This window comes from Planococcus massiliensis, assembly GCF_000821325.1.
GTDB lineage: Bacteria > Bacillota > Bacilli > Bacillales_A > Planococcaceae > Planococcus > Planococcus ruber.
Genome location: NZ_CCXS01000001.1, coordinates 551,590 through 565,356 on the forward strand (window position 1 = coordinate 551,590; position 13,767 = coordinate 565,356).

Annotated in this window: 16 protein-coding genes; 13 read left to right on the top strand and 3 right to left on the bottom strand. The window is 46.8% G+C overall.

Annotated elements, in window-relative coordinates:
• The first annotated feature begins 150 nt into the window (after positions 1–150).
• Positions 151–1,092, top strand: a complete 942-nt coding sequence (locus tag BN1080_RS02755) for a carbohydrate kinase family protein (RefSeq protein WP_052650337.1) — start codon at positions 151–153, stop codon at positions 1,090–1,092.
• A 27-nt stretch (positions 1,093–1,119) separates the two neighbouring features.
• On the top strand, positions 1,120–1,572 hold the full coding sequence (locus tag BN1080_RS02760) for an OsmC family protein (protein WP_052650339.1): 453 nt from the start codon (positions 1,120–1,122) through the stop codon (positions 1,570–1,572).
• Between the two features lie 85 nt (positions 1,573–1,657).
• Here BN1080_RS02760 and BN1080_RS02765 read toward each other — a convergent pair whose 3' ends face one another.
• Positions 1,658–2,335: an oxidoreductase gene (locus BN1080_RS02765; RefSeq protein ID WP_110925552.1), complete on the bottom strand. Its 678-nt coding sequence runs from the start codon at positions 2,333–2,335 to the stop codon at positions 1,658–1,660.
• Between the two features lie 141 nt (positions 2,336–2,476).
• Here BN1080_RS02765 and BN1080_RS02770 point away from each other — a divergent pair, with 141 nt between their 5' ends.
• Entirely contained in the window at positions 2,477–4,585 is a 2,109-nt protein-coding gene (locus BN1080_RS02770; protein ID WP_052650343.1) for a type IA DNA topoisomerase, read from the top strand.
• 76 nt (positions 4,586–4,661) lie between these two features.
• The gene (locus BN1080_RS02775) at positions 4,662–4,865 is read left to right on the top strand and encodes a heavy-metal-associated domain-containing protein (protein WP_052654353.1); all 204 of its coding nucleotides are present in this window, start codon (positions 4,662–4,664) and stop codon (positions 4,863–4,865) included.
• A 99-nt stretch (positions 4,866–4,964) separates the two neighbouring features.
• On the opposite strand, the gene BN1080_RS02780 is transcribed toward BN1080_RS02775, so the two are convergent.
• Positions 4,965–5,549, bottom strand: a complete 585-nt coding sequence (locus BN1080_RS02780) for a protein-L-isoaspartate(D-aspartate) O-methyltransferase (RefSeq protein WP_110925554.1) — start codon at positions 5,547–5,549, stop codon at positions 4,965–4,967.
• A 106-nt stretch (positions 5,550–5,655) separates the two neighbouring features.
• On the bottom strand, positions 5,656–7,140 hold the full coding sequence (dacB, locus tag BN1080_RS02785; RefSeq protein WP_052650345.1) for a D-alanyl-D-alanine carboxypeptidase/D-alanyl-D-alanine endopeptidase: 1,485 nt from the start codon (positions 7,138–7,140) through the stop codon (positions 5,656–5,658).
• A gap of 152 nt (positions 7,141–7,292) precedes the next feature.
• Here dacB and BN1080_RS02790 point away from each other — a divergent pair, with 152 nt between their 5' ends.
• The 9 genes from BN1080_RS02790 (at position 7,293) to BN1080_RS02830 (ending at position 13,701) form a co-directional block, all read left to right on the top strand.
• A complete protein-coding gene (locus BN1080_RS02790; RefSeq protein WP_052650346.1) occupies positions 7,293–7,970 on the top strand; it encodes a peptide-methionine (S)-S-oxide reductase MsrA in 678 nt (225 codons plus the stop codon).
• Between the two features lie 129 nt (positions 7,971–8,099).
• Positions 8,100–8,795 (top strand): MgtC/SapB family protein, encoded by a 696-nt coding sequence (locus BN1080_RS02795; protein WP_052650349.1) that lies wholly within the window; start codon positions 8,100–8,102, stop codon positions 8,793–8,795.
• Between the two features lie 111 nt (positions 8,796–8,906).
• Positions 8,907–9,296: a GntR family transcriptional regulator gene (locus BN1080_RS02800; protein ID WP_052650351.1), complete on the top strand. Its 390-nt coding sequence runs from the start codon at positions 8,907–8,909 to the stop codon at positions 9,294–9,296.
• Positions 9,293–10,393 carry a DUF1648 domain-containing protein gene (locus BN1080_RS02805; protein ID WP_052650353.1) on the top strand — a complete coding sequence of 367 codons (1,101 nt, stop codon included), beginning with the start codon at positions 9,293–9,295 and terminating at the stop codon, positions 10,391–10,393. The genes BN1080_RS02800 and BN1080_RS02805 overlap by 4 nt, the downstream gene beginning before the upstream one ends.
• 35 nt (positions 10,394–10,428) lie before the next feature.
• Entirely contained in the window at positions 10,429–10,623 is a 195-nt protein-coding gene (locus BN1080_RS02810; protein WP_052650355.1) for a PLD nuclease N-terminal domain-containing protein, read from the top strand.
• Positions 10,620–11,504, top strand: coding sequence for an ABC transporter ATP-binding protein (locus tag BN1080_RS02815; RefSeq protein WP_052650357.1), 885 nt, complete (start codon positions 10,620–10,622; stop codon positions 11,502–11,504). The genes BN1080_RS02810 and BN1080_RS02815 overlap by 4 nt, the downstream gene beginning before the upstream one ends.
• Complete coding sequence (locus BN1080_RS02820; protein ID WP_052650359.1) at positions 11,501–12,286, top strand: ABC transporter permease; 786 nt, start codon at positions 11,501–11,503, stop codon at positions 12,284–12,286. Before BN1080_RS02815 ends, BN1080_RS02820 begins: the two co-directional genes overlap by 4 nt.
• Before the next feature lie 137 nt (positions 12,287–12,423).
• Positions 12,424–12,810: a VOC family protein gene (locus BN1080_RS02825; RefSeq protein WP_052650361.1), complete on the top strand. Its 387-nt coding sequence runs from the start codon at positions 12,424–12,426 to the stop codon at positions 12,808–12,810.
• A gap of 66 nt (positions 12,811–12,876) precedes the next feature.
• Positions 12,877–13,701: a metallophosphoesterase gene (locus BN1080_RS02830; protein WP_052650363.1), complete on the top strand. Its 825-nt coding sequence runs from the start codon at positions 12,877–12,879 to the stop codon at positions 13,699–13,701.
• Positions 13,702–13,767 lie beyond the last annotated feature (66 nt).

Here is a 13,767-nt window from a genome sequence, read left to right on the forward strand (position 1 = left end):
GCTTGCTATCTGGCAGCTATGCTTGAAATAATAGAGAGGTGCATATTTGTACATGCACATCCTGTACTGGCATTTCATCCAGTATATCGGAAAAAATCTTTTTATGGGAAGCGGCTGGAAAGAGCCGCAGTTATCAGGAGGCACAGCTGCATGGAAAATACGAAGCACGTCCTCGTTTATGGGGATGCTTTTGTTGATTATATTGCACAGACGATCGAGAACAATTCTTTTAATCGGCATTTGGGGGGCGCGACCGTCAATGTAGCTGCCGGTGTCAGCCGTCTGGGGATCCCTTCGGCCTTCATCACCATTTCAGGGGACGATGAAACTTCGGCGTTTGTCCGAGAGGAATTGGAAAGGGAAGGAGTCAATTTAGCGTATTCAGTATTAATGCCCGAAAAGCGGGTCAGTGGAGTTTACGTGCATTTAACGCCCGAGTTCGACCGCATATTCGCCAAATATGAAAATGACACGCCGGATCTTCAAGTGATGAAAGCCGACTTGCAGGAAGAAGCTTTTGAAAAGGCGAGTGTCTTTCACATTTGTTCCGGTACGACGTTCCATCCGGATGCGTTGTCGACCACGTTGGAAGCGATGAACATGGCCAAAAAACATGGGGCGATTTTTTCATTCGATGTCAACATCCGTCCGCTTCGCTGGGAAAGCGAAGAACAATGCCGGGAAACGGTAAAAGGTTTTCTGCCATCTGTGGATGTGCTGAAGCTTGCTAAAGAAGAGGCCATTTTCTTGATGGAAACTGCTACATGGGAAGAAGGCATTGAACGTCTTGCTGAGTTCCAAATTCCGTTGATTTTCGTAACGGATGGCGAGAACGGAACCTATGCCGTCTTTGAAGGAGAGATTCTCCACGTTCCGGTGGTGCCGGTAAAACCGGTCGATACAACCGGAGCGGGAGATGCGTTTATGGCGGGGATTCTGCGCCATATCCATTTGAACGGCTTGCCTGCTACGCGTGAAGAAGTCATGGCATGCGCTCATTTCGGCAATAAACTCGGCGCCATTTGCACGACAAAGCCAGGCGCTTTGACTGCGTTGCCCCGGCTGGAAGAGCTAGAGAATTTTTTTGATTGAGGGATTTTAACAAAGGAGAGATGGGATATGGCGAAACACAGTTTTCATTTAACAGCGAATTGGCCAGGACTCCGAAATGATTCGGGAGAAATCGAAGCAGGAAATCTAAAAACAAAAATTTCGATTCCACCGGAGATGGATGGCCCGGGAATTGGGACAAATCCGGATGAAATGCTTCTCGGTGCAGCCGCAACTTGCTACATTATTACGTTGGCAGCTATGATGGAACGCAGCAAACTTGAAAAAGAATCCTTGACGATGGAAGCGGAGGGGATTGTGGATGTGACGAATGGCGTCTTCACCTATGAACGCATTATTCATCGCCCCCATCTCGTATTGAAGCAGGATGCTTCTGAAAAAGACGTAGCATTAGCTAACAAGCTCGCTGAAAAAGCAGAAGCCTCTTGCATGATCAGCCGGGCGCTCAAAGGCAATGTAGAAATCGAATTGCAGCCTACAATCGTTCTGGCAACTCAATGAAATTCAAAAGCCGGCAGGAAGCATTGCTTTCTGCCGGCTTTTATTGATCAGAAAGTATGGACATTGGATTTGCACTACCGCTTTCCTACTTCATTAAGCTCTGATTTCTGATTTCGTGGATCTGGTCGGAAGGATAAGTGAAAGGGCCAGCCAGATCGGTTTGGCCGATGACATACATGGCATACGCCACTCTACGGGCCCGGACCGGTTTGTATTTTTTCAGTTTGCCGACCATGAGCGGGCTGTAAATAGGGCTTAAAAGGCTGGCCAGCTTTTCGCCGAGACGGAATTCCTTGCGGTCGCCGAGCAGCAGCGAGGGCTGGAAGATATGAAGCGCCGGCAGCTGCAAGTTTTTTAAATCCATTTCCAATTGGCCTTTTGTGCGGCTGTAGAATACTTTGGACTCAGCGTTTGCGCCAAGTGCAGAGACGATGAGAAAATTATTTACGCGATGCTGTTTGGCGAGTTCCGCCAATTTCATCGGGTATTCATAATCGACTTTTCGAAAGGCTTCCTGCGAGCCGGCCTTTTTTATGGTGGTTCCTAGGCAGCAATACACATCATTTACATTCAGGTGTTCTTCATAATTTCCGAGGCGATTGAAATCGACCAGGACTTGTTCAAGCTTCGGATGCTGGACATCTATATATTTTCGGACCAGAATTTTTACGGATTCATAGTTAGAGCTTTCAAGCAGAAAATGCAACAACTCATGCCCTACCAGGCCACTGGCGCCGGCAATCAATGCGGACTTATTCTCCAAACTCATCGACTCCTTCAAGCTTTTTTATATTGTACAGCTATTTTCATAAAAACAATAGGTGGAGCATCAGCTTTTACTTTGTTTATTTACTTGAAGGAGTACAATAAGAATAAAGAACAACGAAGTGAAAGGACGAAATAGATGAAACCAGTTATCGTAGCCGAAAAGCCGAGCCAGGCAAAAGCCTATGCTGAAGCGTTTAAGACGACAAAACGCGACGGCTATATGGAAGTGGCGCCCGATCCGATTTTTCCGGAAGGGGCTTACATCACTTGGGGAATTGGCCATCTGGTGGAGTTGAAAGAGCCGAAAGCCTATGATCCGAAATGGAATAGATGGTCTCTTGCTGCCTTGCCGATTTTGCCTGAGCGCTATCAATTTCAAATAGCGAGAGGAAAAGCCCAGCAATTCGGAGTGATCAAAAAGCTGATCCAGCAAACGGATACCGTTATCAACGCCTGTGACGTGGACCGGGAAGGCTCGAATATTTTCTACAGCATTTATTACCATACTGGCGCGAAAGGAAAGACGATCCGCCGTCTATGGATCAATTCGCTTGAAGTCGATGAAGTACGGAAAGGATTCCAGCAGCTCCGGGACAACCGGCAGGATCTTTTGCTGTACCAGGAAGCGAAGGCCCGGCAGATCAGCGACTGGCTGGTCGGCATGAACGGCTCCCGCCTGTATTCGCTCTTGCTCCAGGAAAAAGGCATCCGCGAGGTGTTCGCAATCGGCCGGGTGCAAACGCCGACCGTGTTCCTCATTTACCAGCGCGAAAAAGAAATCGAAGCGTTTGTGCCGGAACCTTTCTATGAAATTGAAGGGATCTTCAAAGCGGAAAAAGGAAAGTATAAAGGGAAAGCAAAGATTAAAGCAAAAGAGCGGCAGGAAGCGGAAGCCCTGCTGTTGAAGCATCAAATTGGCGGAACGGAAGACGGGGTTGTAAAGCAGCTGAAAACCACGGAAAAACGGATTCAGCCGCCGCTTTTGCATTCTTTGTCCACCTTGCAGGCAGCAGCGAACCGGAAATGGAAATACAGCCCTGCTAAAGTATTGTCGGTTATGCAAGGCTTATATGAAAAGAAATTGGTCAGCTATCCGCGTACGGATGCCCAGCACATCACGCCTGCTGAATTCAGTTATTTGGCGAATCAAGTGGAAGCGTACCAAAAGCTGATTGGTGCAGAATTTCCTGTAGCTTCGCGGACGCCGAAAAAGCGCTTTGTCGACAGTGCAAAAGTACAGGAACACTATGCCATCATCCCGACAAAATCGATTCCGACCGCGAGGAAACTGGAAGGGCTCGCCAAAGACGAGCGCAATTTATACGAAGAAGTGCTGCGGACTTCGCTTGCGATGTTCCACCGTGATTACCGCTATGCAGAAACGAAAGTAACGACCGATGTTAAAGGCCTCGATTTCTTTACAACGGGAAAAACCGATTTGGAGCAAGGCTGGAAAGAGCTGTTTCCGCCGGCGAAAGAAGCAAAAGCGGAGCCGTCCTTGCCGGAACTTCGGGAGCAGGAGCCGGTAAAAGCGAAAGTGGATATTAAAGAAGGCATGACAACACCGCCTAAGCCCTATACAGAAGGGCAATTGATCGCCATGATGAAAACGTGCGGGAAACTGGTGGAAGATGCAGAAGACACCGAAATCCTGAAAGAAATCGAAGGGCTTGGAACAGAGGCTACGCGAAGCGGCATTATCGAGACCATTAAGCGGCATGAATACATTCAAGTGAAAAAGAATATCGTCTCCATTACCGATAAAGGCCGCATCCTGTGCCAATCGATCGAAGGGAATCTGCTTTCAAGCCCTTCGATGACCGCAAAATGGGAAACGTATTTAAAGAAAATCGGCAAAGGGGAAGGCTCTGCCGAGGTGTTTTTAGCAACCATCGCGAAGTTTATCCAGAAATTGCTGGATGAAGTGCCGAACCAAATGGAAACGAATGGCTTGCCGGAAAAAATGCCGGCTTTGGAAGGCAAAGACGAAATTGCGGTTTGCCCAAGATGCAAAAAAGGAAAAATTGTTTTTCGAAGAGGATCCTTTAATTGTACGGAATACGACAATGGCTGCAAGCAATCATTTCCTGCCATTTTCGCGAAGAAGCGGCTGACAGCTAAACAGATTGAGTATTTGTGCACGAAAGGAAAAACGCCTGTCATCAAAGGGTTCGTTTCAAAAAATGGCAAGAAATTCAGTGCGCGGTTAGTGCTGGAAGAAGGCAAGCTGAAAATGGAGTTTTAAATAGTTTTGCCAAATCAGAATTTCGGGTAAAGGAAAAGAAAGGCATTCCGCGAAAGGATGATGGATATTGGCAACGATGACTATCTACGTAAAAGAAGCGACAGCAGAAAATCCGATTCAAGCACTTGAATCGGTGTTGATGAATATGGAAGAAATCGAAAGAGCGCTCGTTGATACCGAAGAAGGCGAAGTGAAAATCACTTACGATGAAATGCAGGTTGGAGAAGACCAGATTGTAAAAAGAATCCAGCTTGAAGGTTTTCAGGTAAAAGAAGATTAATCACCTAATAATCTCATTTTCTGATTTGCAAAAACGGAGATGGATATGAAAAAGGCTGTGCCTGCCGTTTCCCCGGGAAACAGCAGATACAGCCTTTTCTTATTCATATTTTCCTATTAGCGGAACGAACCGAACGTAATTTAAAGTGGTGGTGGTCAATTTTCCTTTGTCGTTCTTTTCAATAAGCTTTAATTTCTGGACCAGGGTGCTGCCGATTGGGATCACCATTTTTCCGCCAGGCCCCAATTGATCGACTAATTCTTTCGGCAGTTCAGAAACGGCAGCGGTGACCATGATCCGGTCAAAAGGCGCTTTTTCTTTCCAGCCCATACTGCCGTCATCCAGTTTGAAATGGATGTTCTGAAAACCGGCTTTTTGGAGCCGTTCTTTTGCGCGTGTGTGCAATTCTTTAATCCGTTCGACCGTATAAACCGTTTTTGAAAACTCGGCAAGCAGCGCCGTCTGGAATCCGGATCCGGTTCCGATTTCAAGAACGGAAGAATCTTTTTGGAGATCCAGGGCCAGTGTCATTTCCAGTACAAGTGAAGGCTGTGAGATGGTCTGCTCATATCCAATAGGGACCGCTTCGTCCAAATGGGCCGCTTCTTTATGAATATCCATAAAGAAGCTTCTGTCCAATTCACGGAAATAAGATTGAATCTCTTCTTTGCGGCTTTTTTCCATAGCACTCACTCACTTTCCAAAAGGGGAGTTCGATTCAGAAAAACGAATAGCAGCAATATACTTTCTATTCTTATTTTAATGAAAAGCAGTGGAATTTTCTAATAGGCTACTTGGTTTTCTTTGAATTGGCGATTGTTGAAGCCAGTCGGTCAATGACCGGCACGGTGCTGGATTTCGTATTTTGGGTCAGGATCGAGTAAGTCAGCCATTCTCCGTCTTTTGTTTTAACGTAGCCTGAAAGGGCGCTGACGTTATTCAAACTGCCGGTTTTGGCAATGACATTGCCTTTGGCTGCACCTGTCGTCAACCGCTGGCGCAATGTTCCGCCAACAAACCGTTCTTTCGCTCCGGCGACCGGAAGGCCATTCAAGTAACTCTTATACCAAGGTTCAGACCGGACATGGATCAGCAATTTGCTTAATTCTTTTGAAGTGGTTTTATTGGCATGAGACATGCCAGAAGCATCTTCGAATTTCCATTTGCTCATATCCAATCCAATGGAAGCGCCGTAGTCGCGCATTACTTTCAGGCCTGAATCCCAGCTGCCGTCTCCGTAAACCTGTTTGCCCATTTCTTTTGCCAAGACTTCGGCGTGGGTATTATTGCTGAGTTTTAAAAACGGAACCATCAGTTGCTTCAAGGGCATTGAGTTTTTGGTCAATAAAACACGTGCATTCGCTGGCGTTTTGCCTGAAACCGTTTTAGAAGTGGCAACAAAACGAATTCCTTTTTCCGAAAGCGATTTCTTGAAGACGTCTAGTGCATAAGCGGTCGGATTGGAAACGGCGATCCACTCTTTCGTGCCGTCATTGCCAATCGGGGCATTGCCGGTAATGATGACTTTTTTGGTGCCGTATTGGCGTTCGATCTTTAACGTGTTGCGGGAACCTTTCGCGACCGTTTTGGACTTGTTGATGATTTGAACCACGTTTGTGGCAGGAGTCAAAGTGACCTTCGCCGGTTTTCCTTGGCTGGAGGCTTTTGCATGCACGATGACGGATCCGGTATCGTAATCTGTATTCGGCGCTAAGCTCAAGGCGGAAATTTGGGCAGCGTAGTAATAGGATTCGTCTTCTTTTGAAATTCCTGGAGACAAGCGGTCAGCGTCGTACCAAGTATCGTCGCCGATCAAATGACCGGATAGGCGCTGGACTCCGCGTTTCGATAATATAGAAGCAAAGGCATCAAAATCTTTTTTCAGCAAGGTGGGATCGCCTTGTCCCTGTAAGTAAAGGTTGCCGTATAATGTGCCTTTGGCGACAGAACCGTTCGTCAGCACTTGTGTCGTGAAGCGATGGTTTTCACCGAGCGTCTCGAGAGCGGCAGCAGCCGTCAGTGTTTTCAATGTGGAAGCGGGTGTGACCAATTGGTTCGGATTCTTTTCAAATACGACTTCACCTGTTGTCGCATTCTGGACCGTGACGCTATGGGTAACCCCTTTTAATCGGCTGTCATTCAAAACAGATGCGGCAGAACTTTGAAGAGATGAATACGGGGAAGCGGCATCAGCGGACGGCGCTGTAAATGCGGCGCCGCTAAAGAACATGGTAAAAGCGACCATTCCCGCCATCATTTTCTGTTTAATTTTCATATTTTCCTCCTAAATTTTTTTAAATTTATTCCATTTTATCATGAAATTATCAGATAATACTGTAATTATTAAAATCTTTTTTGTAAAATACATCCAAACTTTTCAATTCGACAGCATTATGTTCTAATGAAAGCCATTAAGGAGGTAGAGAAATGGCCGAAGAATTAACGATTCGACTTATCGAACAAGGATTGGCGGCAACGGCAGAAAAGATGGAAACGGCTACCTTTGGAATGGGCTGCTTTTGGGGGCCGGAAGCCCGCTTTGGAAGCCTTCCTGGAGTCATCCGGACGCGTGTAGGATTTTCTGGCGGAACTTCTTTGAACCCAAGCTATCGGGAAATGGGCGACCACACTGAAACGGTGGAAGTCGACTTTGATCCGGCAATTCTCACTTACGAAGAGATCCTTCTGCACTTTTGGCAGAACCACTATCCAAACCGTGATCAATACAAAAGACGGCAATATATTTCCCTCATTCGCTTTCACAACACAGAGCAAGAACAAACAATCGAAAAAGTGAAGCGGCAAATGGAGCAGGAAATAGGCGAGGCAATTGAAACCGATATTGCTCCTTTCACCGATTTCACATTGGCCGAAGAACGGCACCAGAAATATTATTTGAAGCGCTATCCGAAAGCGATGGTGCAGTTAGCGCCTTTGTATCCGGAGAATGGACTGCTGGTCGATTCAACGTTTGCTGCCCGTTTGAACGGTTTTGTCAAAGGGTTCGGGAATCGCCAAAATCTCAAATCGGAGATTGCGGGCTGGAACATCGCTCCCGAATATCAGGAAATCCTGATCAATAAACTGATGGCCATGAAATGGTAAAGAAAAAACGCTTGAAATCCATTCAAGCGCTTTTTTTCAGCCCTTTTATTCGCCTGAACGCGATGTTATCCGGGTTTTGCGGGTAAACAAAAAGAAAGGAGTTAGAATGACAAGCCGAGGAGGAGGAAAATGGACTTTCTGCCCCATGACTATGCTGTAATTGCTGGGCGGCTGCTGCTGTCGGCTTTTTTGAGCGGAATAATTGGCGTAGAACGGGAATCCAAACAACAGCCGGCGGGGTTGCGGACCCATCTGCTCGTTGGAACCGGTTCCTGTCTGATGATGATTTTGTCCGTAACGGGCTTTGACCTTTTTATCCAGAACGATGACGAGAACATCCGCTACGATCCTTCCCGCATTCCTTCCTATGTCATCAGCGGCATCGGTTTTTTAGGAGCCGGCACCATTATTGTCCAGCGGGGATCTGTCAGAGGTTTGACAACGGCCGCTTCTATCTGGGTGGCGGCTGGTGTTGGGTTGGTCACGGGGATTGGCATGTATTACGTGGCGCTATTGGCAACCCTCATCGTATTGATCACCTTGTACGTTCTTGAGAAGCTGGAGAAAAAATATTTTTCGTTTCATCGGCAAAAAGAAATGCTGGTCATAGCGGAAGACCGGGAGAACTCGTTTAAACAAATCAGCGAGTCCTTTGAAGAAAATGGACTTTCCATTCTGGATTTTCAAATTGAATCGCTTGAAGCCTACAGCGACAGAAAAGTTTCAGGCTACACCTTCATCTTTAGCGAGGGGCAGCTAAAAAAAGAAATGGAAGTGATAAAAGCCTTGCAGCGCTTGGATTTTGTCTACCATATAAAAATTTAAGAAAGCTGTGAATGAAAAATTCACAGCTTTTTTGTATTGATTTATTTTATATACTGTTCTATTATTTATATAACAACTGTTCTATGTAATATAGAACAAAGAGGTGAGAAAATGTTTATTGAAATCGAACCGGACTCTGCTGTCCCCATTTATCTTCAATTGGCCCAGCAGATCATGGAAGGCATTGCCAGGGGAGAATTGGCACCTGAAACACCGTTGCCTTCTGTAAGGGCTTTTGCAGCAGATTTAGGTATGAACATGCATACCGTGAATAAGGCTTATCATTATTTGGAAGAGAAAAAAATGATTGAAATCGTTCCGAAAAAAGGGGTTTTTATACACGCAAATGCGATTCGTTCTGCCAGTCCTGAAGAGAAGGCACGCATGGAAGAGGAACTTCGGCCAATTTTAGCCGAAGCCCTGTGCCTTCAATTGAACAGGGAAGAGTTGGCTGTGATGGTCGAGAAGATGGTGAGGGAGATAAGGGAGGGATCTGAATGACAATAGGTTTGATGGTTTTCATTATGGTATTGCTTGCAGCAGTTCAAGCGTTCATGCCTTATTTGGTCAAGGCTACGGAGGTTTTTGGCATTTACGTTCCGGAGCCTCATTATCGGCAGGAATTTATCGGCCGGCTAAAAAAGAATTATAGCCGCTTAGTGCTGGCAGGTGGGCTTACGTCCGTTCTTTTCTACGCATTAGCGGTGAATCTCTTGCATATTCCAGAAGGCCAGGGCGTCATTTGGGGAGTAGGGCTGCAATTAGGGATCGTCGCATTCAGTATGGCTCTTTATTTTAAAAACCATTTAACGGTGAAAAAAGAAAAGCAGCAGCAAGGATGGGTGCTTGGAAAAAAGGAAAAAGTTATCGTGGATCTCCAGTTCCGCAATGACCTTGAAATGGTCTCAGGCATCGCTTTCCTGCTGCCCATGCTGATCACTGTCGGATTGATCGCTTTGACGTTAACTCACTACACCCAATTGCCGGACAAGATACCGGCCCATTGGGGTGCGGATGGCCAAGCGGACCGTTTTTCCGAGAAAACCATTTTCTCCAGCATTTCGATGCCGGTGATTCTGCTCATTATGCAAGTGCTCTTTTATTTTATGAACCAAGCGAGAAAAACAAGCGGCTCAAAAATCAGCGCGACGCAAAAAGCCCAATCCCGCAAAAGGGAGTTGGCTTCGCGGAAGTACGGAAGCTGGCTCCTATTCGTCACGTCGATATCTGTGACGCTGTTGCTTGGGAGCCTGCAGCTTTCCTTGATCTATCCGGAACTTGGCGGAGCGCTTTGGGTCATGGCGATGACGATCGGATTCGCGATCCTGGTTTTGGCCGGTACGGCTCTTTATACGGTCAAAATCGCCCAGTTCGCTTCAAGTCCTGCAGCTGGCCAAAGCGACTCCGGCATTATCGATGCAGACAACGATCGGCATTGGAAAGCGGGCATCTTTTACGTCAATAAGGAAGATCCATCAATCATGGTGGAAAAGCGGTTCGGCATCGGCTGGACGGTCAACTTAGGAAACCCAAAAAGCTGGGTGATGGTGTTCTTGCCGCTAGCGGCTATTTTGCTCATTGCTTTTTTGGTCAAATAAATAAAGCTTAGCCATAGAAGAAGGAGGGAGAAATTATGGATCAATCAACGATTGTACTCTTGCTTTTGCCGATATTGTTCATTCAACTTGGTTTAATGATTTTTGCACTGGTAGATTTGATTAAGAATCCGAATCCAAACGGACCAAAATGGATGTGGGCCGTTCTTATCGTTGTTGTGAACATCATCGGCCCTATTTTGTACTTAGTGATCGGGAGGCGGAACTATTGACGATTTTAGAAGTCCGGAATTTGACGAAAAGATACGGCGAGCAAGTGGCTGTCAAAGATCTCTCTTTTGCTTTGGAAGAAGGGACAGCGACGGCATTGATCGGCCCGAACGGCGCAGGGAAAACCACCACGTTGTCCATGTTAGCCGGACTGCTCCGGGCAACAAGCGGCTCAATCAACTGGCATCGGGAATCGGGTGTGGGGTTCTTGCCCCAGCATCCTCATTTCTTTCCGTGGATGACGGCACTGGAATTTATGGAAATGGCAGCGAAACTGAGTGGCGTGCATTCAAAAAATGCTTTGTCCCAATCGAAGAAAACATTGGAATTTGTCGGTTTGGGGTCGGTTCAAAACAAAAAGACCGGTACTTTTTCCGGAGGGATGAAACAGCGGCTTGGATTGGCACAGGCGATTGTGCATGAACCGAAGCTCTTATTGCTGGATGAGCCGGTCTCCGCTCTTGATCCCACCGGCCGAAGAGAAATCATGGATTTATTGAAATCTTTGCAGCCGCATACGACGGTTCTCTACTCGACACATATTTTGAACGATGCGGAACAAATGACCGATCAATTGCTTTTTATGCAGCACGGAAAGCTGGTTGAGCATGGATCTCTGGGAGAAGTGAAGGAGCGATACGCGGAACCGCGCATTCGGATCCGTTTTCAAACAGCCAGGCAAGCTGCCGTATTTGCCGGGCAGGTATCTTGGCCGGCAGATCTGGATGGATCGGCCGTGGAACTGGCTATTGAAGAAGAAGGCGATACAGCTATGAAAAAAGTACTGGCCAAGCTCGCTGACACTTCTGAAGGCGTAGTCGGTGTAGAGCAGAAGACAGCCACATTGGAAGAAATCTTTATAAAGGTGGCGGGCGGCAAATGAATCAATTTGGTGTTTTATTCCGTAAAGAATGGCGAGAAAACCTCCGCAATTATAAGATTTTCTGGATACCGATCGTTTTCATCCTTTTTGGGATTCTTGAACCCGTCACGAATTACTTTTTGCCTCAGCTATTGGATTCCCTAGGCAACTTGCCGGAAGGAGCAGTCATTGAATTGCCGGTGCCACAGCCTGAAGAAATTTTGCAGGCGGTCCTTGGCCAGTATCAGCTGATCGGCATGGCAATTTTGATCCTAGCCTATATGGGTTCGATAGCAGGCGAAAGAAAGAGCGGGACGGCCACCTTGCTTTATGTGAGGCCGCTGTCCTTCCGGGATTATTTCCTGAGCAAATGGCTGATGGCGGGCATCACTGGCGTAATGAGCGTTTGGCTGGGGCTGCTGGCTGCCTATTACTATATTTTTCTCCTGTTTGAGCAAGTGGAGATCATTTCTTTTCTGCAGTTTGCGGGAACGTATAGTGTCTGGATTTTGTTGGTGATAACAATTGTACTTGCAGCAAGTGCTGCGATGCCGAATGCGGGAATGGCTGCTGCTGTTTCATTGGCTCTCGTTTTCTTCATGCAAATCGCAGACAGCCTGCTTGGGGCTTACTGGACATTTTCGCCGATGAAAATTCCGGCCTACGCAGCGCAATGGCTGTATGGAAAGCCGGACATGAGCGATTACTGGTGGACGCTTGCCCTAGCTATTGCCTTCATCCTAGCATTGCTCTTTTTCGGAATCTGGATGGCTAAAAGGAAAGCTTCGACTGCCAAAGTTTGACAGTTTGGGCCGCAGCAGCATGCTGCGGTTTTTTCATGTTCGTTAAGATTCCCAATAAGAGGAGCCGGCAGCCGGTCTTTTCAAATTCGAAATCCGCCATGACTATCTGTTACTATGGAAAAAAGGGGCGAAGAACGATGCTTCATCATGTAGAAATCAATGTGTCCAATTTAACGGAAGCGCGGGAATTTTATGAAGCGTTTTTGCCGGACTTGGGATACGAGCTGTATCAGCAATGGCCGGAAGGGGTCAGCTATAAAATGGGCAGGACATATGTGGTATTTGTCCAAACAGAAGAAGCGTTTTTGCCGAAAGGCTATCACCGGAAAGCGACCGGTTTAAACCATTTGGCGTTTCATGCGGATTCGCGGGGCCATGTAGATGCATTAACGGAAAAAGCCAGGGAAAGGGGCTTCCGCATTTTGTATGAAGACCGGCATCCGTTTGCTGGCGGACCGGACTATTATGCAGTATTTATAGAAGCGCCGGACCGGATGAAATTCGAGATCGTGGCGCCCGAATGAAAAAGGGAAATGATGGATGCGAAACGGAACCCGGCCATTCGGCCAATTGTGAATAGAGGTTAGAGTATGAAAAAATTAGGTGCTTTATTAGTTGTGCTGCTCCTTTTATGGGGCTTTATTTGGGTTAATAATCATTGGATTCAAACAACGGAATTCACGATAGAATCGGAGAAGCTGCCGGAAGCTTTTGACGGCAAAAAAATTGTTCAGATTTCCGATTTGCATGATGCGAATTTTGGAGAAGGACAGTCTTCGTTAATCGAAAAAGTGGAGGCTGCAGGGCCTGATGCCATTTTCCTGACGGGCGATTTGATCGACAGCAATCGCTATGATTTGGAGGGCAGTTTAACGCTGGTCGATGCATTGGTGGAAATGAGCGAAGTCTATTATGTTCTCGGAAACCATGAAGTGGCTGTGAACAAAATTGACGAAATTACGGAAGCGCTGGAACAAAGAGGCGTCCACGTCTTAATGAACAAATCGATGGACTGGGAAATAGAAGGCGAATCAGTCCAGATTGCCGGAATCAATGACCCGTTGATGGATGTGCAGCAAACCGAGCAGGATTTCACCTATCATGCATTGGCAGAAGCGGGAATCGATGAACGTTTTACTCTGCTATTGGCCCACCGTCCGGAAATGTTCAGCGTCTACGCAGACGAAGAAATCGACTTAGTATTTGCAGGTCATGCGCATGGCGGGCAGATCCGCTTTCCAGGTCTTGGAGGCCTTTTTGCGCCGAGCCAAGGATGGTTTCCAACTATGACCGAAGGCCTTTTTGAAGAGGGCCCAACGCGTCTCGTATTGAGCCGCGGCTTAGGCAATAGCGGTTTTCCGGTGAGAATTTTCAACTTGCCGGAAATCATTGTGGTCACGTTGGAAAAAGCCTAGTGCTTTCTTCAAATTTGCCGGATTTTCAAACTTTACATTCCTGAAAACTCAATAAAATAAAAGCGT